This is a genomic window from Corallococcus sp. AB011P, from assembly GCF_003611605.1.
Classification (GTDB): Bacteria; Myxococcota; Myxococcia; order Myxococcales; family Myxococcaceae; genus Corallococcus; species Corallococcus coralloides.
On sequence record NZ_RAVX01000001.1, the window covers coordinates 482,214 to 503,253 of the forward strand.

At 69.5% G+C, this 21,040-nt stretch carries 17 protein-coding genes; 8 read left to right on the forward strand and 9 right to left on the reverse strand.

Annotated features, from left to right (window positions below):
• Position 1: 1 nt before the first annotated feature.
• Complete coding sequence (locus D7X30_RS02110; protein WP_120561134.1) at positions 2 to 565, reverse strand: hypothetical protein; 564 nt, start codon at positions 563 to 565, stop codon at positions 2 to 4.
• Positions 566 to 785: 220 nt separating this feature from the next.
• On the opposite strand from D7X30_RS02110, the gene D7X30_RS02115 reads away from it, so the two are divergent.
• Positions 786 to 1,418: a YdcF family protein gene (locus D7X30_RS02115; protein WP_120561135.1), complete on the forward strand. Its 633-nt coding sequence runs from the start codon at positions 786 to 788 to the stop codon at positions 1,416 to 1,418.
• Between the two features lie 5 nt (positions 1,419 to 1,423).
• Here the strand turns inward: D7X30_RS02115 and D7X30_RS02120 are convergent, their stop codons facing one another.
• Positions 1,424 to 1,861, reverse strand: a complete 438-nt coding sequence (locus D7X30_RS02120; protein ID WP_233591397.1) for a MarR family winged helix-turn-helix transcriptional regulator — start codon at positions 1,859 to 1,861, stop codon at positions 1,424 to 1,426.
• A 145-nt stretch (positions 1,862 to 2,006) separates the two neighbouring features.
• Here D7X30_RS02120 and modA point away from each other — a divergent pair, with 145 nt between their 5' ends.
• The 4 genes from modA (at position 2,007) to D7X30_RS02140 (ending at position 6,190) form a co-directional block, all read left to right on the forward strand.
• Positions 2,007 to 2,873: a molybdate ABC transporter substrate-binding protein gene (gene modA, locus D7X30_RS02125; protein ID WP_233591324.1), complete on the forward strand. Its 867-nt coding sequence runs from the start codon at positions 2,007 to 2,009 to the stop codon at positions 2,871 to 2,873.
• Positions 2,873 to 3,550 (forward strand): molybdate ABC transporter permease subunit, encoded by a 678-nt coding sequence (modB, locus tag D7X30_RS02130; protein ID WP_120561137.1) that lies wholly within the window; start codon positions 2,873 to 2,875, stop codon positions 3,548 to 3,550. Before modA ends, modB begins: the two co-directional genes overlap by 1 nt.
• Before the next feature lie 121 nt (positions 3,551 to 3,671).
• Positions 3,672 to 4,742, forward strand: coding sequence for a molybdenum ABC transporter ATP-binding protein (modC, locus tag D7X30_RS02135; RefSeq protein WP_120561138.1), 1,071 nt, complete (start codon positions 3,672 to 3,674; stop codon positions 4,740 to 4,742).
• Positions 4,743 to 5,095: 353 nt separating this feature from the next.
• A complete protein-coding gene (locus D7X30_RS02140) occupies positions 5,096 to 6,190 on the forward strand; it encodes a FadR/GntR family transcriptional regulator (RefSeq protein ID WP_120561139.1) in 1,095 nt (364 codons plus the stop codon).
• Between the two features lie 79 nt (positions 6,191 to 6,269).
• Here the strand turns inward: D7X30_RS02140 and D7X30_RS02145 are convergent, their stop codons facing one another.
• The 6 genes from D7X30_RS02145 to D7X30_RS02170 form a co-directional block, all read right to left on the reverse strand.
• Positions 6,270 to 6,788: a hypothetical protein gene (locus D7X30_RS02145; protein ID WP_120561140.1), complete on the reverse strand. Its 519-nt coding sequence runs from the start codon at positions 6,786 to 6,788 to the stop codon at positions 6,270 to 6,272.
• The gene (locus D7X30_RS02150) at positions 6,785 to 7,447 is read right to left on the reverse strand and encodes a pentapeptide repeat-containing protein (RefSeq protein WP_120561712.1); all 663 of its coding nucleotides are present in this window, start codon (positions 7,445 to 7,447) and stop codon (positions 6,785 to 6,787) included. The genes D7X30_RS02145 and D7X30_RS02150 overlap by 4 nt, the downstream gene beginning before the upstream one ends.
• A 101-nt stretch (positions 7,448 to 7,548) precedes the next feature.
• Entirely contained in the window at positions 7,549 to 9,978 is a 2,430-nt protein-coding gene (locus D7X30_RS02155) for an isoamylase (protein ID WP_120561141.1), read from the reverse strand.
• A gap of 231 nt (positions 9,979 to 10,209) precedes the next feature.
• Entirely contained in the window at positions 10,210 to 13,149 is a 2,940-nt protein-coding gene (locus tag D7X30_RS02160; RefSeq protein WP_120561142.1) for a DUF4215 domain-containing protein, read from the reverse strand.
• Between the two features lie 10 nt (positions 13,150 to 13,159).
• Positions 13,160 to 14,413 (reverse strand): PEGA domain-containing protein, encoded by a 1,254-nt coding sequence (locus D7X30_RS02165; RefSeq protein WP_120561143.1) that lies wholly within the window; start codon positions 14,411 to 14,413, stop codon positions 13,160 to 13,162.
• Positions 14,414 to 14,433: 20 nt separating this feature from the next.
• Positions 14,434 to 17,460 (reverse strand): serine/threonine-protein kinase, encoded by a 3,027-nt coding sequence (locus D7X30_RS02170; RefSeq protein WP_233591325.1) that lies wholly within the window; start codon positions 17,458 to 17,460, stop codon positions 14,434 to 14,436.
• A gap of 524 nt (positions 17,461 to 17,984) precedes the next feature.
• Between D7X30_RS02170 and D7X30_RS02175 the strand changes: the two genes are divergently transcribed.
• Genes D7X30_RS02175 through D7X30_RS02185 form a run of 3 tightly spaced genes read left to right on the forward strand, consistent with a single transcriptional unit; the run spans position 17,985 to position 20,690 of the window.
• Positions 17,985 to 19,112, forward strand: coding sequence for a hypothetical protein (locus tag D7X30_RS02175; RefSeq protein WP_233591326.1), 1,128 nt, complete (start codon positions 17,985 to 17,987; stop codon positions 19,110 to 19,112).
• Between the two features lie 11 nt (positions 19,113 to 19,123).
• Positions 19,124 to 20,113 carry a HEAT repeat domain-containing protein gene (locus D7X30_RS02180; RefSeq protein WP_120561146.1) on the forward strand — a complete coding sequence of 330 codons (990 nt, stop codon included), beginning with the start codon at positions 19,124 to 19,126 and terminating at the stop codon, positions 20,111 to 20,113.
• Between the two features lie 49 nt (positions 20,114 to 20,162).
• On the forward strand, positions 20,163 to 20,690 hold the full coding sequence (locus tag D7X30_RS02185) for a hypothetical protein (protein ID WP_120561147.1): 528 nt from the start codon (positions 20,163 to 20,165) through the stop codon (positions 20,688 to 20,690).
• A gap of 62 nt (positions 20,691 to 20,752) precedes the next feature.
• Here the strand turns inward: D7X30_RS02185 and D7X30_RS02190 are convergent, their stop codons facing one another.
• Positions 20,753 to 21,028, reverse strand: coding sequence for a hypothetical protein (locus D7X30_RS02190; RefSeq protein WP_120561148.1), 276 nt, complete (start codon positions 21,026 to 21,028; stop codon positions 20,753 to 20,755).
• Positions 21,029 to 21,040: the final 12 nt, after the last annotated feature.

Genomic DNA, 21,040 nt, shown 5'->3' on the forward strand with positions numbered 1-21,040 from the left:
TTCAAGCCGGGGTGGGCAGGGTGAAGCGGTAGAGGACCTCCATGTCCCCCTTGCTGAAGCCCTTCACCACCTCGTGGTGGATCTCCTTGCGGCCGCTCAGGTACGCGAGGCCCCCGGCGGCGAAGCCCATCACCGCGAGCTCGAAGTAGATGTGCGGCCGGGGCACGCCGGTGATGCGCAGCTCCACGGTGTCACCCTGCAGCTGCGCGGTCAGCTCGCCTTCGGTGAAGTAGCCCTTCCAGATGCCGGGGGTGAACAGGGCGAAGCGGCGGAAGTCGTCCTTGCCGAACATCGTCTTGAGCTGGCCCTGGCCCAGCGCGTACTCGGCGGACTTGATGCCGTATTGCCAGTAGGCCTTGGTGTCGCCGCCGTAGAAGCGCTGGGTCATGGCCTCGTTGAAGCGCAGGAATGCATCCGCCGGGATGCGCGACACGGGCATGATGAGCTGCCCGAAGATGGGGTCCCGCTTCGCCTGCTCCGCGAGGAAGGCCTTCCATGCCGGTTCGCCGAAGGCCTGCACCGCCATGGTCTGCCGTGCCAGGAATGCGACGCCTTTGACATCCATCCGTATGCCTCCCACCGGCCGCCCCGGGTTCACCTCGGACCCCGGCCGGGTCATCTTACGCATTGTGTCTTGAGACCCACTCTCCGGCGATACGCATCGCGACAATTCACCCGGTCGTTCGTCCAGCCCACACCGTGAAACCTGTTATCGCGGACACAATGCCTTGCTGAAGGTGTTTGCAGGGCCGCGGGATGTCCGGTGCAGGACTAGGTTCCCGGCGGTGCGTCCCCTTTCCCTTTTTCCCAGACCCGGACGTGCGCGCCGGGTGCTGCTCCTGTGCGCGGGAGTCCTCACGGGCGGAGTGTTTGGACTGGCCTGGTGGGTGGACCGCTTTGGCCGGCGCGAGCGCGTGACGGACGCGGACGTGCTGGTGGTGCTGGGCGCGCGGGTTCTACCGGGCGGTGTGCCGTCCGGCGCGCTGGTGGCGCGCGTGGAGCAGGCGGTGGCGCTGTATCGCCGGGGCGTGGCGCCGTGGCTGCTGTTGTCCGGCGGCGTGGGCACCCATTCGCCGTCCGAGGCGCGGGTGATGCACGAGCTGGCGGTGGCGGCGGGCGTGCCCGCGTCCGCGTGCGTGCTGGAGGAGGACAGCCACTCCACGCAAGCCAACGCGCGGTTCAGCGCGCGCGTGCTGCGAGAGAGAGGGGCACGCCGGGTGGTGGTGGTCTCCGACCCGTATCACCTGCTGCGCGCGAGGCAGTGCTTCCGGCGCGAGGGGCTGGAGGTGGCCACGAGCCCCGCCCCCATCGCCGGGCGGATGCGCGCGTGGGACCGGGCGTACTGGACGGTGCGGGAGGCGTTCGCGCTGCTCCTGCACCCGCGCCTCTTGTGGGCGCGGGCGCCGGGCGGGCGCTGAGGGCCTCAGGTCCCGGACGCGGCGTCCGGCGTGGGCGCATCCAGCTTGCTGAGCACCTTCTCCAGGACCCGGAAGAGGGCCTGGCGGTCATCAGGGTCGAGCATTCCCATCACCACGCCCATCGCGCGGTGCATGGAGCGGTCGAGCTTGGCGAAGGTCTGTTTGCCCTTGTCGGTGAGGCGGCAGCGCACGATGCGCCGGTCGGCCTCTCCGCGTTCGCGCTGGATGTGGCCTTCGCGCTCCAGTCGGTCCACGACACCCGTGACGGTCTTTTCGGTGACGCCCAGTCGCCGGGCCAGCTCACCCATGGTGAGCGAGCCATCCAGCCCCAGCCACAGCAGGGCATGCACCTGGGGCGGCGTGAACTGGAGCTGCTCGCAGGTGCTGGCGATGGGGTCACGGAGTGAACGGCGACGGCCCAGCGAGAACATCAACTCCTGCATCCGGTCGATGTCCTTCGAGAGCGCTTCATCCTCTTTATGGATATTCCGTGACACAGAGTATTCATTAGCGGCGGGGTGCCTGCGGGTCAACTTGTAGGCTCAAGACGGCTTCCGGCGCGGGGCCGGCGGGAGGGAGGAGCGGACGATGCGGCGTGCGTGGTGGGGGTTCCTGCTGGTGTGGGTGACGGTGTCGTCGGCGCGAGCGGAGGAGGTGCTGGTGTTCGCGGCGGCGAGCACGACGGACGCGCTCGAGGCGCTGGCGCCCGCGTTCCAGCAGGCGTCGGGGCACCGGGTGCGGTTCGCCTTCGGAGCGTCCAGCGACCTGGCGCGCCAGGTGGTCGCGGGGGCCCCTGCGGATGCGTTCCTCTCCGCCGACGAGGCGAAGCTGGACGCGGTCGACCGGGCAGGGCTCGTGCAGGCGGGCTCGCGGGTGGACCTGCTGTCCAACCGGCTGGTGGTGGTGGTCCCGGTGAAGTCTGCGGTGAAGGTCGCCGGACCGGCGGACCTGAAGGGGCTCAAGCGGGTGGTGCTGGCGGAGCCGGCGGCGGTGCCGGCGGGCGTGTACGCGAAGGCGTGGCTGACGAAGGCGGGCGTGTGGGCGGACGTGGCGCCGCGCGTGGTGCCGGCGGTGGATGTGCGGGCCGCGCTGGCGGCGGTGGAGGCGGGGAGGGCGGACGCGGGCGTGGTGTACGCGACGGACGCGGCGGGCTCGAAGAAGGTCCGGGTGGTGTTCACGGTGCCGGAGGGGGACGCGCCGCGCATCGTGTATCCGGCGGCGGCGCTGAAGCAGGGCAAGGCGCCGGAAGGCGGGCTCGCGTTCGTGCGCTTCCTCCAGACGGAAGAAGCGCGGAAGGAGTTCCGCGGGCTGGGCTTCCTGGACGCGAGCACGGCGAAGGCGGCGCCGGACGCGGGAGTGACGGGCACGGCGCCGGATGCAGGTGGGCTCCAGAACGCCCCGTCCGGGACTCGCGGCGGGATGCCGGATGCGAGCACGGGGCATCACTCACCGTGATGGACGAGGGGCTGACAGGGCTGGTGCTGTTCACGGTGGCGGTGGCGGCCCTGTCCACGGTGCTCATCCTGGTGCCGGGCGTGGCGGCGGCCTATGCGCTCGCGCGCTGGAAGGGCCCGGGGCGCGGCGTGGTGGAGACGCTGCTGGCACTGCCTTTGGTTCTGCCTCCGACGGCGGTGGGCCTGGTGCTTCTGGAGTTGCTCGCGCGGGACTCGGTGCTGGGACGGATGCTGGATGCGCTGGGCGTGGAGGTGGTGTTCACGCCCAAGGCGGTGGTGCTGGCCAGCGCGGTGATGGCGTTCCCGCTGCTGGTGCGCTCCGCGCGCGCGGGCTTCGAGGAAGTGGATCCCCGGCTGGTGGCCGTGGCGCGCACGCTGGGGGACACACGCACGCGGGCCTTCTTCCGGGTGACGTTGCCGCTGGCGTGGCGCGGGGTGCTCACCGGCGCGCTGCTCGCGTTCTCGCGGGCGCTGGGTGAGTTCGGCGCGACGGTGCTGGTGGCGGGCAACATCCCAGGCAGCACGCAGACGTTGTCCCTGGCCATCTTCCAGCGCACGCAGGTGGGGCAGGACGCGGAGGCTCTAAAGCTCGCGGGCGTGTCGGTGGTGCTCGCGTTCGGGGCCATGTACGTGACGGAAGTGGTGACGCGGCGGCGCGGGGCACGGGGGCTCGCGTGAGCCACGGACTGGCACCGCGAGCAAGGTCCCGTGTGCCCGGCAGGGCAGGGCCTGCTTTGAAGGAGCCCGTGTCCGCGAAGGACGTACGAGGCGCCACGCGAACAGGAGGCGCACGTCCGTGATGGAGCTGTCACTCAGGCTGCCCCTGGCGCGCTTCACTCTGGAGGTCGAAGCGCGCTTCACGTCCGCTTCGGTGGCGGTGCTGGGGCGTTCGGGCTCCGGGAAGACGTCGCTGCTGGAGGTGCTCGCGGGCCTGCGGCGGGGAGCCACGGGGCGCGTCGTGGTGGATGAGCGCGTACTCCTCGACACAGCCGCTCGTGTCGATGTGCCGCCCGAAGCGCGCCGCATGGGCTACGTGCCGCAGGACGCGTTGCTCTTCCCGCACCTCACCGCCGGACAGAACGTGCGCTTCGGCGTGCGCGCCGGACGACCGTCGCGCGTGGACGAAGCCGTGCACCTGCTGGAGCTGGAGCCGCTGTTGCACCGCTACCCGGTGACGCTGTCCGGTGGCGAGAAGCAGCGGGTCGCCCTGGCGCGGGCGCTCGCCACCGACCCGGCGCTGCTGCTGCTCGATGAACCCCTGGCCGCGCTGGACGTCGCGTTGAAGGAGCGTGTGCTGCCGTACCTGCTGCGAGTGCGCGACGAAGCCCGGGTGCCCCTGCTCTACGTCACCCACCAGCTCGGTGAGGCACGGGCCCTGGCTCGCGAGGCGCTGCTCCTGGACGGCGGCACGGTGAAGGCCGTGGGCCCGGCGGACACGGTGCTGGGCACCGTGGCGCGAGGTCTGCTCACCGGTGAGCCCGAGGAGAACATCCTCGAAGGCACGCTGGAACATCCCGCGTCCGGGGGCACGCGGCTGCGCGTCACGGAAGGCCTGTCGCTCTGGGTGCCGGACGCGCCGGAACTCCCCCATGGAACCCGCGCCGCCTACGCCGTGCCCGCGGAGGACATCCTCCTGTCCACCGGACCGCTGACCGGCGTCTCCGCGCGCAACGTGCTCGAAGGCACGGTGACGAAGCTGGAGAACGTGGGGGCAGGGGAGTGCGCGACCCATGTGGACGTGGCGGGGGTGCACTGGGTGGTCCGTCTCACGCATGCCGCCGTGCGCGAGCTCCGCATCGCACCGGGCCTGCGCGTGTACCTCGCGGTGAAGTCCTCCGCCTGCCGCCGCCTGGCTGGCCGGGCTTCCTGAGCAATTGGCCAGAGGCTCGTTGACGAGTCCAGAGACCCGAAAGCCTCCGCGAGGATACGCGTCTCGCGGAGCCCAACGGTGAGCCGATCCGATGTGATTGCGCGGACCGCAAGGCGGAGCCATCGACAGAGGCCGCCCGCCGGGCGCGCTGCCTCAAAACCTGTCCGACAGTCGGACAGGTTTTCACCGCACGACGCCCGAGGCCGCGAATGTGTCCGACTGTCGGACAGGTTTTCATCGCTCGGGGCCGGAGGGCGCGCCCTCCCGGCAGGCGACGCGGACGGTTTGCCCTCGCGTCCATGTCAGACCCCTGTGGTTGGATGGCAATGCTGGGACGAGGAGAGGGGCTGGGGATGGGACGGCGAGGACTCGTGGCGTACGTGGAGGAGCAGCTTGAGCGCGATATCGCGCTGGGGAGGCTGCCGCCATGCGGGCAGTTCGGCTCGGAAGCGAAGCTGGCGCGTCGCTATGAAGTATGCCGGGGCACCATTCGCGAGGCGCTGCGGCGGCTGGCGGCGAGGGGCCTGGTGGTGCAGCGCTCGGGGCGCAAGACGCGCGCGGTGGCGCTGGATGAGTCGCTGACGTTGGAGAACCTGGGACTGGCGCTGCATGACGCGCGCTCCCCGGAAGCCCGGTGGCTTCTGGAGGGCTCCTTCAGCCTCAAGCGGCAGGTCCTGGTGGAGCTCCTGGTCGACTGCTGCGCGAGGGCCTCCGCGTTGGACCTGAACCGGCTGACGGACACCTGCTTCAAGTTGCAGGACGCGGCGCGCTGGGAGTCGGGGGCCTGGTGCGCGCAGGTGGAGTTCGAGTTGCTGCGGCTGGCGGCCCGGGTGGCGGAGCGTCCCGGGTACGTGCTCCTCGTTCAGTCCCTTCAGCGGGCCTTCCTGGGAGGCGCGGCCCGGATGCTGCCCCTCATGGGCGGAGAGGCGCTGCGCGAGTGGGCCTGGTTCGCGCTGGGGGCCCTGGGGGAGCGTGACACGCGGGCACTCCAAGACAAACTGCCGGCGCTGCTGAAGGCGTGCGACGAACGCGTGCTGGACGCCTTCTCTCCCGTCCTCCAGGGGCCGGCCTCCCCCGAAGCCGCGTGCGCTCAAGAAGCCCCACTCAGCGCTCCCGGATCAGCCCCCGTGCCGTGCGGCACGCTGAAGGCACGGCCTGACGTGGATGAGGGGAGGCATGGCCACCTTGTGCCAGCCGTGGAGAATACCGAGGCGGACGAGCAGGGCGCGGCCTCGGGACATCCATCCGACTGTCGGACAGGTTTGGGTGTCTCGGCTTCGGAAGGGGGATTCCAGCATGCGGCTCCACACGCCGAATCCCGCGGACAGACCTGTGTGCCGGTGCGCGAGGAGGGCGGACCGCATCAGGACACCGAGGGCCGCTTGGGCAGGTGGGTTGCGCGACTCTGGCGCTTCATTGCCCATGTCCTGGGCCCCCCTGATTCGTGAGCGGAGCACCGGGCAATGGACCTTGGATGCGTCCACCCGAGCCATGCTCCCACGCTGGGCTTGTTGATGAACGGCTGGCTCAGTCCCCGCGCGCTTCCGCTTCGAACCGCCGGTGGGAGGACTCCATCCGCTCCAGCGCATCCAGGATGCTGCGCTCGATGTCCTCGCGTTGGGCCTGCACCAGGGCTTCCGGAAACCCCATGCGCTCCAGCAGGTTCAGCTGCATGTAGAAATCCTCGCACTGCCGGCGGCCGCTCCTGCCATCCAGGTACTCGCCTGCCCGCAGCAGGAAGTCTCCCCAGGAGATGGACCCGTCACGGTGGCGAAGGAACAGGCTCGCCAGGTGGTCCGCGTCATTCACGTCCTGTTCCTCGACGGTGAGGGACTGCGCAAGGCCCGGCATGTCGAGGAGCAGCCCGAGCGCTCTGTCGACCTCCGGCACCGTGCACAGCTCCAGCAGCCAGAGTGGTGGGGCGTCCAGCTTCATCACCCACGCATCCGCCCATGAGATGAGCTGCTGGAGCCCGACGCGCCCCGTCCGCACCATCACCGCGATCCGCGCGACGGCGACCGGGTCGAACGGGGTGCCATCCCTCACCGCTTCGCTCCCGTCTTTTTCGCCCCGCCGCGTCCCGCCGGCTTCGCGTGGTAGCCCTCCACGCGCATGCCCAGCTCATGGACCACGGACATCGCCGTGTCCTGCGGGATGCGCGTGTCCTTCAGCTTGTTGCGCGCGGGGTCCAGCACCAGGCCCGTGGCCCCGGAGAAGTCCGTCCGGGTCAGCGTGCAGCCGCGGAAGTTGCTGCCGGTGAGGTCCGCGCCGGTGAAGTCCGCGTCCGTCAGGTCCATGTCGAAGAAGTTCGCTTCCCGCGCCACGCAGCGCACGAAGGACGTCTGGCGCAGGCTCAGCCCCACGAACGAGCTGTAGGGCATGGCGCACTCCTCGAAGTTCACCTCCGGGTTCGCCGCCACGCCCGTCCAGTCGATGCCCATCAGCTTCGAGCCCTCGAAGCGCACGTCCCTCAGCCGGATGGCGTTGAAGTTCGCGCGCGTCAGGTTGCAGCCCTGGAACACGCACACTTCCAGCAGCGCTTCCTTCCACCGGCTCTCCTGCAACTCGCAGTTCACGAAGGTGCACCGGTAGAACTCCTTGTCACCCAGGTCGACGTTCTGGAGGTCCAACCCCTCGAACGTCTCCTTCTCGAACGAGTCCTCCTGCTGGAGCCGCTTCACCACCGCGCTGTCGTCCTGGGCCATGGCGGCCTTATACCGGCCCGCCGTCACACGCGCGCGGGTGAGCCGCCACTGCACCGCGAAGGACCCGGCGACAGCGCACCGGGTCCTCCACGGACTTCAGACTACTTGGCCACCAGCACCAGCACGCCACGGCCGCACAGGCCGTAGTTCGAGCTGACCAGGTCCGCGGTGCCCGGGTTGAGCAGCACTTGATTCGCGCCCCGGCTCTCAATCCACGAGCAGGTGTCCGTCACCCGGTACCACTGCTTGCCGGTGCCGGGCGAGGGCAGCACGAAGTTCACGCTGGCGGACCAGCCGTTGTACGCGACGTAGATGGCGTTCACCGTCTCACCGGAGAACTCCGACGCGTCGATGCGGTAGGCCAGCGAGTGGTTGCCCGCGCTGTCGAAGTACGACGCGTCCGGCGTGGCGCCGTCCGGCTTGAACCAGCTGTGCTGCACCAGCCCGTTCCCGTTGCTGTCCGTCGTCGCGTAGAACGACGCCGGGCGCAGCGCGGGATGCGCCTTGCGGAACGCGATGAGGTTCTGGGCGAACAGGCGGAAGTTGGACTGGTCCGCGCTCCACGCGTAGTCCAGCCAGTTCTTGTTCGAGTCCAGGTTGTACACGTTGTTGTTGCAGTACTGCGTGCGCAGGAACTCGTCACCGCCCGTGATCATGGGCACGCCCGCGCTCAGCATCAGGAACGCCAGGCCGTTGCGCGCCGCCTGCCGCTGGAGCGTGGCGCTGCCGCCCTGGTCCCAGCTGTGGTTGCTGTCCTCGCCGCCGTCGGACGGGCCGTAGGGCCACGGCTGGCTGTTGTCCTTGCTGTTGCACGAGTACAGGTCCTTCAGGGTGAGGCCGTCGTGGGCCACCATGAAGTTCACGGACGCGGCCGGCTTGCGGCCGTCATCCTGGTACAGGTCCGACGAGCCCGCGAAGCGCGTGGCCAGCTGCCCCGGCGTCACGTTCTCCACGCCCATCTGGTTCTGGTCCTTGCGGAAGGTGTCGCGGAACGCGCCGTTCCACTCCCGCCACTTCGCCGGGAAGTTGCCCACCTGGTAGGAATTGCCGCCAATGGCCCACGGCTCCGCGATGAAGTCCGTGCCCGCGCCGCCCGCCTCCGGACGCGGGTCCAGCTGCGTGGTGATTTGATTGAGCGCCGTGTTCGCGTTGTCGCGGTTGTACTCGAAGCCGCCGTGCGTGGTCGTCTCGTGCTCGTAGATGTTGCCCAGCACCGACGCCAGGTCGAACCGGAAGCCGTCCACGCCCAGCGTGTCCTTCCAGTACGACAGCGAATGCAGGATGACGTTGCGGGCCGTGGGGTTGAACGTGTTGAAGTTGCCGCCCACGCCCGTGTTGTCCCAGTTGAACTGCATGTCCTTCGTCAGGCTGTAGTACGTGGGGTTGTCCAGGCCCCGGTACGACATGACGTTGTACGTGCTGGGGTTGCCGCTGATCCACGCGCCGCCCTCGCCGGTGTGGTTGTAGACCACGTCCACCAGCACCTTGATGCCGGCGTCGTGGAACGCCTTCACCATGGCCTTGAACTCGCGCGTGGGGCCGCCCGGCGTCTGGTCGCACGCGTAGCGGCGGTCCGGCGCGAAGTAGCTGAGGTTCATGTAACCCCAGTAGTTGTCGCCCGCCGTGCTCGCGACCGTGTCGTTGTTGCCGTTGTCCGTCTCGTGCAGCGGCAGGAACTCCACCGCCGTCACGCCCAGCGCCGCCAGCTGCGCGGCCTTCTGGCCCGCCGTCTTGTAGGTGCCCAGACAGGCGGCATCCAACCCGGAGCCGGTGTCCTGCTTCGTCAGGCCGCGCAGGTGCACCTCATAGACGATGTCGTCCTTGAAGGCGCGCGTGGGCTTGGTGCCGGTGGCCGTGGTGTCCGGCGCCAGCACGATGCCCTTGGGCGCGAACGGACCGCTGTCCTTGTAGCGGTGCAACGGACCGGACGCGAACACCGTGGCGTCCGCGTTGCTGGGGTTCACCGGGTCGTGCGACAGCTCCAGCGCGTACGGGTCCCACAGCAGCTTGTTCGGGTTGAAGCGGTTGCCCGCGGCGTCCACGTCCGCGATGAAGCCCACCGTGTTGTTCGACTTGCTCCAGCTGGAGTTGTACGTCCAGTTGGGGCCCCACGCGCGGTAGCCGTAATAGACGGTGCCGGTGACGCCGTAGCTGTTCTTCAGCGTGGCGACGGAGGCGGTCTTCGTCCAGACGTTGGTCGTCGCGTTCTTCGTCATCACGTAGCTGACGCGCTCCTGCGCGCCCTGCGCCGTGTTGTAGATCCACACCTCGATGCGCGTGGCGCGCGACGAGTACACGTTGAAGGTGATGTTGGCCTGCGTGGCGTCGTACTTCGCGCCCAGCGCCCAGGTGAGCAGCTCCTGCTCACGCTGCGCGGTGTCCTCCACGGCGGGCGCGGCGGGGACGGGGGCTTCGTCGGACTTGTCCGGGGCGGCGCAGGAGACCAGCGCCGAGGCGAAACCCACGGCGACGAGGGGATGCCACCGCGTGAGCCAGGGGCTCCGGCGGTGACGACGGGGAGGGGTCATCATGGGTGTGGCTCCAGACGCGGCAAGCGAGGTTCACGACCGCTGCAAGGCCACCGGGCCCGCGACTACCCGGGGCGCGTCCGGTTCACCACCCCCACGACGGTGAAGTCAACCGCACGTTCCCCCACTCGCGCACCCCGGCCCGCTCGCGTGTGACGCAGGACATGGCTCGGCGCGTCAACGCGTGTGACCTCCCTGTTTCAAGAGGGAGGTCACACGCTGGAGAAGCCGCGTTCAGGGAGCGGTGATGGGCGGGGCGACGCAGGTCTTGCTCGCCCCGCACACCAGGTCGAGGGCGCAGTCCTCGTCGCCCACGCACTTGGTTCCCTGGGGGCAGTCGTAGCCGCTGCCGCCGTTCATCCCGCTCACCTTGAAGTTGCTGTTGTTGACCCGCTCCGTCATCGCCTGGTTGCCGATGGAGCCCTTCAGCTTGTGGGTGACGTTCACGGTGATGGAGCCGGTGACGACCGACGCCTCGATTTCAAACGGCTCCTCCACCGCGTTGATGGCGTCCCGGATGACGAGGGCAATCTGCGCCGCGGGCGTGCCGTTCACCAGGACCACCCGCTGGTTGGCGGGGTTCTTGAGCTTGTTGTCGCGGTCGAATTCGAAGGTGACCGGCGTGTTGATGCCATCGCTGAGGGTGAACGTCTCCTCGTCGACCAGGTTCGCGCTGGTCGTCGCCGCGATGGTGCCCGTCGCCGCCTGGAGCGTCTGCACCTTGCAGTTGGCGCTGCAGGAGCCGCAGGTGAGGGTGTTGCCGTCGTCGCAGGCCTCATTGGTCGCGTCCTTCACGCCGTCGCCGCAGACGTTGCCCGAGAGCGTCAGGAGTTGCTGGCAGTCGCCGCGGCACATCTGGCAGTTGGCCTGACCGTAGGGGCAGGAGGACTCCGTGTTGGTGTTGCCGTCGTCGCAGGCCTCGTGGTCCGGGTCCTTCACGCCGTCGCCGCAGACGTTGCCCGTGACGGGGACCAGCTCCTTGCAGTCGCCGCGGCACACCTTGCAGTTCGCCTGACCATAGGGGCACGAGGACTCCGTCTGCGTGTTGCCGTCGTCGCAGACCTCGTTCGAGGCGCTGGGGTCCTGCTTGCCGTCGCCGCAGATGTTGCCCGTGAGCGTCAGGAGTTGCTGGCAGTCGCCGCGGCACATCTGGCAGTTGGCCTGACCGTAGGGGCAGGAGGTCTCCGTCTGCGTGTTGCCGTCGTCACAGGACTCGTGGGTCGGGTCCGCCACGCCGTCGCCGCAGACGTTGCCCGTCACCGTCAGCAGTTGCTTGCAGTCGCCGCTGCACGTCTGGCAGTTGGCCACGCCGTAGGGGCAGGAGGTCTCCGTCTGCGTGTTGCCGTCGTCGCAGGCCTCGTGGGTGGCGTCCTTCACCTTGTCGCCGCAGACGTTGCCCTGGAGCGTGAGCGTCTCCTGGCAGTCGCCTCTGCACCTCTGGCAATTCGCCTGGCCGTAGTCGCACGCGACTTCCGTCTTGGTGTTGCCGTCGTCGCAGGCCTCGTGGTCCGGGTCCTTCGCGTTGTCGCCGCAGATATTGCCCGTGCGCGACAGGCTCTCCTTGCAGTCGAAGCGGCACACCTTGCAGTTGGCGGTGCCGTAGGGGCAGGCGTCCTCCGTGTCGGTGTTGCCGTCGTCACAGGCCTCGTTCGTGGCGTCCTTCACGTTGTCGCCGCAGACGTTGCCCTTCAGGTCCAGCCGCGCCTTGCAGTCGCTGCTGCACGCCTCGCAGCTGGCGGTGCCGTAGTCGCACGCGACTTCCGTCCGGGTGTTGCCGTCGTCGCAGGCCTCCGGGCGGTCCGGACCGTTGACGTTGACCACGCTGTCGCCGCAGACGTTCGGCTTGCAGGTGCCCAGGCAGTCGTCGTCGTCGCGCGTGTTGCCGTCGTCGCACTGCTCCTTCGCGGTCGTGTTGGTGACGCCGTCGCCGCAGGCCGTGGGGGTGCAGTCCACGTCGCAGATGGCGGAGTTGGGCCCGTCGTCGCACTGCTCGCCCGCCGCGGTGTTGAGGTACCGGTCGCCGCAGGCCGCGGGCGTGCAGTCCGAGTTGCAGGTGCGGGAGTTGCCCGCCGTGTCGCACAGCTCGCCGCGCGTGGTGTTGGTGAAGCCGTCGCCGCAGAAGGCGATGGAGCAGTCCGCGTCGCAGGTGGGGCTGTTGACGGGGCCGGGGTTGTCGCACTGCTCGCCGGAGGACGTGTTCACCACGCCGTCGCCACAGGCGCGCAGCGTGCAGTTGGCGTTGCAGTAGGCGGACTCGCCCTTGTCGTCGCACTGCTCGCCCGCGGTCCGGTTGACGATGCCGTCACCGCAGACGCGCACGGTGCAGTTGAGGTTGCAGGTGGCGGACTCGCCCTTGTCGTCGCACTGCTCCTCGCCGTCGCGCACGCCGTTGCCGCAGCCCTCCGCGGAGCGGCAGTCCGCGCTGCAGCCGTCCTCGCTGACGTTGTTGCCGTCGTCGCAGATTTCACCCTTGATGGTGTCCAGGACGCCGTTGCCGCAGGTCTCGTTGGACTTGCAGTCGGAGCTGCACCCGTCGCCGTTGCTGTTGTTGCCGTCGTCGCACTTCTCACCCTTGGCCACGTCCACGTAGCCGTTGCCGCAGCTCTCCTGGGAGCGGCAGTCCGCGCTGCACCCGTCGCCGCTGACGGTGTTGCCGTCGTCGCAGCGCTCCTCCTTGGAGGGGTCGGTGTAGCCGTTGCCGCAGACCTCGGTGGAGAGGCAGTCCGCGCTGCAGCCGTCGCCGCTGGTGTTGTTGCCGTCGTCGCACTTCTCGCCCACGGCCGTGTCCACGACGCCGTTGCCGCACAGTTCGTTGGACTTGCAGTCCGCGCTGCAGCCGTCGCGGTCGTTCGTGTTGCCGTCGTCGCACTTCTCCTTCGTGACCTGGTCCACGACGCCGTTGCCACACGTCTCGGTGGACTTGCAGTCGCGGCTACAGCCGTCGCCGTCCACGATGTTGCCGTCGTCGCACTGCTCGTGGTCCTGGACGATGCCGTCGCCGCACTCCGTGGAGATGCAGGTGGCCTGGTTCGCGGCGCACTTCAGGCCATCCGGACACACCAGCCCGGCGGGGCAGTCCACCGTGGTGGGCTGGAAGCAGGAGGAGAGGAGCAGCAGCGGCGCGGCCAGGAGCAGCAGGGCGCGTGCCATGGAAGAGGGAGAGACGCGTGTCATGCGAGAGCCTCTAGAAACGGAACGTGGCCACGGCACCGCCCGAACCCGCGCCGAGGAGCGGCGTGACCTGCACGGTCGCCGCCTCCTGGCCCGGTTCGATGCGGTACGGCTTGGGTTGGTTGAGGACGGCGAGCACCGCGCCGGTGACGATGACGGCACCGCCCACGGCGTACCCGGCGATGGCGCCGGTCTGCATCAGGTTGCCCTGCGAGCGCTCGTCGGCGACGGCGGCGGGCGGCACGCAGCCCCCGCATTCGGTGATGCCGGACTCGAAGGCGCGGAAGTGGTCGCGGGACTGGAGGTGCAGGAAGGTGCTGCCGCCCGCCACGGCCACGCCCGCGCCCATCACCAGCCAGGGCATCGCGGCGGACCAGCGGCGCTTGTAGCGGATGAGGTCGTCGGAGGTGAAGAGCTTCAAATCCAGCGTCGTCGTCTCACCGGGCAAGAGCGTGCGGCTCTGGTCGCTGGGCAAATAGCCCGCCATCGTCGCGACGATGCTGTGCGCGCCGGGGCGCACCAGCGCTTCGTAGCGGCCGGGGGCCACGAACAGCGTCTGGCCGTCCAGGGTCACCGTGGCGCCGGGCGTGGCGCAGGTGATGGCCACCCGCGCGAGCTGCTTCTCCACCAGCGTCTTGTAGTTGCGCGCGTACTCGTACTTCTCCTTCTCCAGCGGCGCCGGTCCGAAGCGCAGCGCCGCCACCAGGTGCTCGTGCACCTCCACGGGCTGGTCCAGGTTCATCAGCGCCAGCGCGAGGTTGTAGTGGATGGCCGGGTGGTCCCAGCGCGCCAGCGCCTGGCGGTACTTCTCCACGGCCTGCACGAAGATGGATTCCTTCAGGAGCGCGTTGCCTTCGCCGAACAGCGCGAGCGACGCGTCCTGGTCCGTCTTGGTGATGCCCTCCGCCCAGGGGCGTTCATCCGCGCCGGACTGCGAGCCCTCCAGCGTGCTGCTGGCCTGCTCCTGCTGGGACTCCACGGCCTTCGGCGTGGGAGGCGGGGGCAGGGGAAGGGACTCGGAGAGGGGCGTGTCCGAGGGGGCCGGCGTGGGTGTCCGCGCGGCCTCGGCGGCGGTGGGCTTGCGCCGCCGCTTCGAGGTGCCGGTGCCGGACACCTTCGTCTTGCCCGTGGCCTTCGACGCGGTGGGTTTCTTCTTCGTGCTCCGGGACGTCTTCGTGGTGCGGGTCCGTGGCGCCGGCTCCTGCGCCAGCGCGGGCACCGACTCCAGCGCCAGCAGCACCGACAACACGAACGCGGACCTGCTCATCACCCTGTTCAAGATGCTTCTCACTTCAGGACCTCGATGACCGGACTGCCGAGCTGGGATTGCAGACGGGAGACGCGCTCCTTCTCCCGCTTGAGCAACGTGGAGAGTTCTTCCGCCGCGCGGAGGGCTTCCTCGCGGGCGTCGCGCGCGGAATCGGCGCTCTCCTCGGCGCGCTTCTTGGCGCTCCGGGCGCGCAGCTGCGCTTCCTGGGCCCGCTTCAGCGCGGACACCAGTTCGTCGTTCTTGCTGAGCAGCTCCTGGTTGGCCAGCGCCACCTGCTCATTGGCCGACTCCGCCGCCTGCTGCGCCTTCTGGCGCTCCAGTTCCTTGGCCTGCACCTCGGCCAGTCGCTGCTTGGCCTCGACCTCCGCGCCGCGGGCCGTGGACTCGGCGGCGCGCGCGATGATCTCCGCCGCCTGGGCCGCCTGGGCCTGCTTTTCGGCCTCCTGCTGCGCGTTGCGGATGACGACGAGCGCCACCACCGCCGCCACCACCAGGAGCCCCAGGAACGTCGCGCTGCCGATGAGCAGCGCCCGCTTCAGCCGGCGCCCCTTCTTCGCCTGCGCGAACACCGCCGTGAGGAAGTCCTGCTGCAACCGGGGCAGCTCTCCCCGGTAGCGCCGCTGGAAGCGCTGGGCCTCCTCCACCAGCTCACCGCGCCACAGCAGGTGCGCGTCGAAGTTCTTGCCCTGCCACTGCCGGGCCGCGTTGCGCAGCTGCTCCAGGAACGCGGAGTCCTCCTGTCCTTCATCCAGCCAGCGCCGCAGCGTGGGCCAGCTGTGCAGGAGCGACTCGTGGACGATTTCGACCGTGGCGCCCGTGGCGCCGCCGCCGGTCTGCACCACCAGCAGGCGCGCCTGCACCAGGTGGTCGATGAGGCGCTGCATCTCCCCCGTGTCCTTGGTCAGCTCGCGCAGCTCGTCCAGGGACACGATGGCGCGCGTGCGCTCCGGGGTGACGAGCCGCAAAAACAGCGCTCGCACCAAAGTGCGCTCCTGCGTGGACAGGCTCTCCAGCACGCTGTCCGCGTGGCTCGCCAGCGCGCCGGCGATGCCACCCATGGCCTGGTACGCGCTCTCCGTGAGCAGCCGGTTGGTGACGTCGCGCGCCTCCCACAGCTGCGTGGCGGCGAACTGCAACAGGGGCAGCGCGCCCTGGGAGGCGTCCAGGTGCTCCAGCATGCTGGACACCATGGTGGGGCTTTCGAACTGGTAGCCCGCGCGCTCCGCCGGCTGCACCAGCGCGTCCTTCAGGCCTTCGCGGGCGGGCGCGGTGAGGAAGTAGAGCCCCTGGCTGAGCTCCGACATGAAGCGCTCGTCCTCTGGCACCCGGTCCAGGAAGTCCGAACGGATGGAGAGGATGACGCGGATGGGCGTGGTCGCGTCGTCCGCGATGCCGGACAGGCACGCGGTGAAGGCCATCCGGTCCTGGACGTCCGGCACCAGCGTGTAGAGCTCCTCGAACTGGTCGATGAAGAGCAGGATGCGCCGCTTCTCCCTCCGCGCGCGGCTGCGCAGCACGTTGCCCACGTAGCCGGGCTCCGCGCGCAGCCGCTCCACCACCCGTTGCTGCTCCTGCAGGTCGTCCTCGATGGTGGTGGACGAGCTCATCAGCGGCGCGACGATGCTGGCCAGCGCCGACAGCGGGCTGCGGCCGGGGCGGATGACCAGCGCCTCCCACGGCGTGCCGGACCGCTTGAGCACGGGCACCAGACCCGCGCGCACGAACGACGACTTGCCCGTGCCGGACGGGCCCACCACGGCCAGCAGCGGCCGGTCGTTGATGCGGTTCACCAGCGCCGCGATTTCGCGGGTGCGGCCAAAGAAACGGTCCGCGTCCGCCTCCTGGAAGGAGCTGAGGCCCGCGTACGGGCTCTCGTCCACGCGCAGCTCGCGGCTCATGCGGCCGGGCAGGAAGGGCTCCAGCGCGCGCAGCAGCGACGCCGCGTCCGGATAGCGCTCCTCCTTGCGCTTGAGCAGGCAGCGGTCCACCACGGCCGCCAGCTCCTGCGGCACGTCCGGCGCCATGGTCCGCAGCAGCGGCATGGGCTCATCCAGCATGCCCGTGACCATCAGCTGCGGACCGCGCAGCGGATCCAACGGGTGCTTGCCGGCGAGCATGCGGAAGAGCATCAACCCCACGGCCCAGATGTCCGTGCGGTTGTCCACGGCCACGCCAATGCCCCACTGCTCCGGGGACATGAAGGCCATGGTGCCCATGATGGCGCCCTTGCGGGTGAGGTTGGACACGTCCTCGCCCATGCCCTCCACCGAGTGCAGCCGCGGCTGGGCCTGGGGGCCGCCCGCGGGCGCCTCCACGGGCTCGTCACCCTGGAGCACCTTGGCGATGCCGAAGTCGAGCACCTTGATGGCGCCCGAGTCCGTCACGACGATGTTCTCCGGCTTGAGGTCGCGGTGGACGATGCCCTGCTCGTGGGCGCACTCCAGCGCCCGCACCACCGGCACCATCAGCTCCACCGCGCGCGCGGGCGGCAGGCGCTGGTTGCCCAGCACCTTCGTCAGCGGCTTGCCCTGCAGGTACTCCAGCACCATGAACGGGCCGCCGGTGAACTCGCCGACCTCGTAGATGATGACGATGTTCTCGTGGCTGCACCGCGCCGTGGCCCGCGCCTCCAGGATGAAGCGCCGGGTGATGTCGGCGTCCTCGCTGTGCAGGAACTTGATGGCCACCCGGCGCCCCAGCCGCACGTCGCGCGCCAGGAACACCGTGCCCATGCCGCCGGAGCCCAGCTCTCGGATGAGCTCGTAGTGCTGCAGGCGCATGCCCGGGCGCAGCGCGTGGCCCTGGATGGAGGGACTCGTGTTGTTGCCGGTGTCACCGGTGCCACCCGTGCCCGGACGCGACGGCCCGTCCCACGTGGACGAACCCGTGTTGGAACGCGACGGCGGCTCCACGGGCGCGGGAGCGGCTCCAAAGAGCGACTCCACGTCCGCGGCCTGTGTCCGGTCCGAAAGGTCCGAGGACACACCCGTCACGCCCACCGCGGGAGGCTCCCGCCGCACGGCACCTGCTTCGTTCTTCATCATGTCCGGCCACTTTTCCCGCGACGCATTCACAGCCATGGCGCGACCCGGGCACCTCCGCCCGATGCATCCATGCGCTGGCTACAGCCCCCCGGCCCTGCCACCACGGACCGAAATCATACACGGACACTGAATCGCGGACACTTCACGCCCCTCCGGCAGAGGCGTGTCTGTTTTGACCTTGGGGGGTAGGAAGGCAGACGGGCGCAGGGTTCAACGCCATGTGACATCCGCTCGCACATGCGCGCGGAGAGTCATTGCATCGCCGCGACACGAAGTGCGTTGGCCGCATGCGTCGTTCCATAGCGTTAGGACTTTTCTTGTGACGCATTCGGTCGGTGGATGGACTTTCCAGAGAGAAAGAAGGCGCGTTTCAGTAAAAATACAATCAATCTGTTTTCCTTGATTGAAACAAGGAATCCATGGTTATTTGGATTCCCATGGTTCCTTCCACTCCGACCCAGACGCCCGCATCCGGTCCTTCGCGAGCACGGGGTGTCCCCTGGAGATGGGCGGCTGCGGGCCTGGTGGCCGTGTTGGCGGCCGTGGGGCTGGTGTGGCGTGGCGGTGACGACGCACAGGCGCCGTCAGCGGTGGTGGCCCCCACCAAAGCCACACAGTCCGGGGGAGCGCATGGCGGCGGAGGGGGCGCGGCGGCGGCGCCGTCCGGAGTGGCGGAGGCGGAGGCCGCGGAGCGCCGCTTCTCGGACCAGACGTGCTTCCCGGAGCTGGCGCGCTTCAACGACGGCGTGACGCTGGAGACGTTCCGCGACTGGGCCGGGCCGCTGCTCGCGTCGAAGGACTCGCTCGTCCGCGACTACCTGAAGTCGAAGCTGGCGGAGCTGATTGGCGACGACGCGAAGAAGGCGGGGCAGGTGGTGGACTGGGCCCGGGACGCGCAGGGCGCGGAGTTCCAGGTGCTGCTGTCCGGGCTGCGTGAGTCGGACGCGGTGCAGAAGCCACAGGTCGCCGCGCGGCTGCTGGAGGCGGGGATGGACAAGGGCCTGTCCATCGAGCGGCGCGCGGGCATGCTCTCCGCGCTCGACACGCAGAAGCACCTGACGCCGGACGCGATGGACCGGATGGCGGACTTCGCGCGCGACCCGGCGTCCACCGAGGCGGGCTGGGCCGCCACGCGCACGCTGGGCCGCGTGATGGCGCGCGAGTCGGAGAACCTGGGCGACGCGTCGCCGTACCTCGACCGGCTCATCACCATCGCCACGGACGCGCCGGACGAGCAGATCCGCCACCTGGCGCAGACGGCGCCGCTGCACAACTCACCCGTGCTGGACGCGAAGGCCACGGCCCGCTTCGAGCGCATCCTGCGCAGCGAGGGCAACGAGGACGGCCGCGACGCGGCGGCGCAGGTGCTGGCCATGTCCTCCGACAAGGAGCACGTGCTGAAGATGTTCACGGACGCCTTCCAGCGCGAGCAGTCCGTGTGCGTGCGCTGGGCGCTGTTCCGCTTCTCCGCGCGCGTCGCGGGCCGGGACGCCCTGCCGGTGATGGCGAACATGGCGACCGTGGATCCGCGCTTCCAGCCGCTCTACGGCACCTTCGAGACGCTCTACGCCCAGGGCAACGTCGACTTCATCCGCATCTGGAACGAGCTGCCGGACCAGAACCCCTTCGACTGCATGGACCGCCACCAGTAGGAGCCCTCCGCATGCCCCGCTACCTCCAAGGTCTTCGCGCGTTCGGGGGCCTGACGTTGATGCTCGCGTCCCCGGTCGTCACCGCCGGGTCCACGCCCTCCGCCGCGAAGCCCGCGCTGCAGGCGGAGAGCTGTTCGGTCCAGGGGTTGATGGATCAGCTCCGCCAGGGGCTGGGCTCCAGCTCCAAGGCCTACCGCGACTACCTCCAGACCGTGCTGCGCGAGGCCGCCGTGTCGCTGCCCTCCGGCGAGCTGCACGCGGCGTTCGACCGGGAGACGGACCCGGCGATGGTGGAGCAGCTGGCCGCGGCGCTGGTGGCGCGCAGCGAGCGTGAGGCGGAGAAGGACGCCATCCAGGCCGTGGCCCGCCGCGCGCTGGAGGACCGAGACCCGTCCGTCCGCGCCGCCACCGTCCGCGCCATGCGCCGCACCGGCGCGTTGGAGAAGACGGGGGACATGTACGAACGGCTCATGCGGGACGGCTCGCCGGAGGTCCGCATGGAGGCGGCGAAGAACCTCATCGAGGACAACGAGTACGTCTATTCCGCCCACCACGGCCCGGCGACGGACATGGCGGTGAACGCGGCGACGGCGTCCACGGATCCAAAGGTGACGGCGAGGATTCTGGAGTCCCTGGACACGCGCAGGATGGGGCCGGAGGCGGGGCAGAAGCTGCTCGGGATGCTAGGCCACGAGAGCGCGGACGTGCGGCGCTCGGCGGCGCTCGCGCTGGGCAGCGTGCCGGCGGCGCAGATGGGACCGGCGCGCGAGGCGCTGGTGGGCATGTACCGGGGCGAGCGGGACGCGGGCGTGCGCAAGGCGCTGGTGCAGGGCATCGCGGAGCTGGGCTTCGCGGACGCCGTGCCGGAGCTGCGCAAGCTGCGGAGCGTGGACCCCAGCATGGCGCCGGAGATCGACGCGTGGATCCGCGCCCTGGAATCAGGCGTTCAGGAGTGGGGCCTGCTCCTGAGAGAGAAGCAGCGGCAGCAACAGGTCCGTTGAGCGGCACCCTCATGGGGCCGGACCCGCCGGCCCGAAAGGAACACCCCCGATGCGTCACATGAAGAAGAAGGCCTTCGCGGCCATCCTGGCCCTCGCGCTTCCCTCGGTCGCGGCTGCGTATTCGTACACGGTGAAGTCGCCCTTTCCGGGCACGGTGACGGCGACGACGTACTACTCCAGCGGCACGTTCCACGGCGCGTTGGACATCTCCAGCGGCCGTTGCAACTACTGGGGCGTGGAGACGGGCGTGATGGCGTCGCTGTCCTGGAACGTGACCATCCGTACGTCGGGCGTCTATTGCAACGGCACGGGCAGCGGCACGCAGAACGAGGCGAAGCACGCCTTCTCCAACGGCAAGACGTTCCGCCTGTGGCACTTCATCAAGACGTCGGACTCGTTCGACCGCACGTGCAACCGCTGCCAGGTGGGCAACGAGGGCGGTACGGGCAACGCCACGGGTCCCCACGTCCATGTGCAGTATGACCAGTCCGGCAGCAACCTGACCGGCTGGTACTCCGGCTACACCACCAAGGGTGAGTCCGTGGACCGCTCGGAGACCATCGGCGTGCTGCAGTAGTTTCGACGTGCCCCCGGAGGCGGAGCGTCGTGGGGCGCTCCGTCTCCAGTGGTGTTGGGAAGTCAGTAGCAGAAGCTGTTGCAGTACGGCGCGCCGCCAGGCTGGGTGCAGCAGGTCTGGCCATTGGAACACGTGCCGTTGATGCACGCGGGGCGGCAGAGCCCTTCATCGCCAGGGCCGTCGTAGGCACAGACGGTGGTGCCAGGGCAGGCGCCGGTGCCGGCCTCGCACGCGAGCCCCTGCTCCTGCGAGCCGAGGTCTACGTCCGTGTCGGTGTTACCGCCGCAAGCCGTGAGACCGAAAACACAAGCTGCCGCGACACACAGGGAACGCCACATGGATGCCTCCAG

Excerpts from the sequence above, each read along its gene's own strand:
- D7X30_RS02110 (WP_120561134.1), bottom strand. The coding sequence starts at position 565 with ATGGATGTCAAAGGCGTCGCATTCCTGGCACGGCAGACCATGGCGGTG.
- modB (WP_120561137.1), top strand. The coding sequence starts at position 2,873 with ATGGACGAGGGGCTGACAGGGCTGGTGCTGTTCACGGTGGCGGTGGCG.
- D7X30_RS02155 (WP_120561141.1), bottom strand. The coding sequence starts at position 9,978 with ATGATGACCCCTCCCCGTCGTCACCGCCGGAGCCCCTGGCTCACGCGG.
- D7X30_RS02190 (WP_120561148.1), bottom strand. The coding sequence starts at position 21,028 with ATGTGGCGTTCCCTGTGTGTCGCGGCAGCTTGTGTTTTCGGTCTCACG.
- D7X30_RS02120 (WP_233591397.1), bottom strand. The coding sequence starts at position 1,861 with ATGCAGGAGTTGATGTTCTCGCTGGGCCGTCGCCGTTCACTCCGTGAC.
- modC (WP_120561138.1), top strand. The coding sequence starts at position 3,672 with ATGGAGCTGTCACTCAGGCTGCCCCTGGCGCGCTTCACTCTGGAGGTC.
- D7X30_RS02150 (WP_120561712.1), bottom strand. The coding sequence starts at position 7,447 with ATGGCCCAGGACGACAGCGCGGTGGTGAAGCGGCTCCAGCAGGAGGAC.
- D7X30_RS02170 (WP_233591325.1), bottom strand. The coding sequence starts at position 17,460 with ATGATGAAGAACGAAGCAGGTGCCGTGCGGCGGGAGCCTCCCGCGGTG.
- D7X30_RS02140 (WP_120561139.1), top strand. The coding sequence starts at position 5,096 with ATGGGACGGCGAGGACTCGTGGCGTACGTGGAGGAGCAGCTTGAGCGC.
- D7X30_RS02165 (WP_120561143.1), bottom strand. The coding sequence starts at position 14,413 with ATGAGCAGGTCCGCGTTCGTGTTGTCGGTGCTGCTGGCGCTGGAGTCG.
- D7X30_RS02185 (WP_120561147.1), top strand. The coding sequence starts at position 20,163 with ATGCGTCACATGAAGAAGAAGGCCTTCGCGGCCATCCTGGCCCTCGCG.
- D7X30_RS02180 (WP_120561146.1), top strand. The coding sequence starts at position 19,124 with ATGCCCCGCTACCTCCAAGGTCTTCGCGCGTTCGGGGGCCTGACGTTG.
- D7X30_RS02160 (WP_120561142.1), bottom strand. The coding sequence starts at position 13,149 with ATGACACGCGTCTCTCCCTCTTCCATGGCACGCGCCCTGCTGCTCCTG.
- modA (WP_233591324.1), top strand. The coding sequence starts at position 2,007 with ATGCGGCGTGCGTGGTGGGGGTTCCTGCTGGTGTGGGTGACGGTGTCG.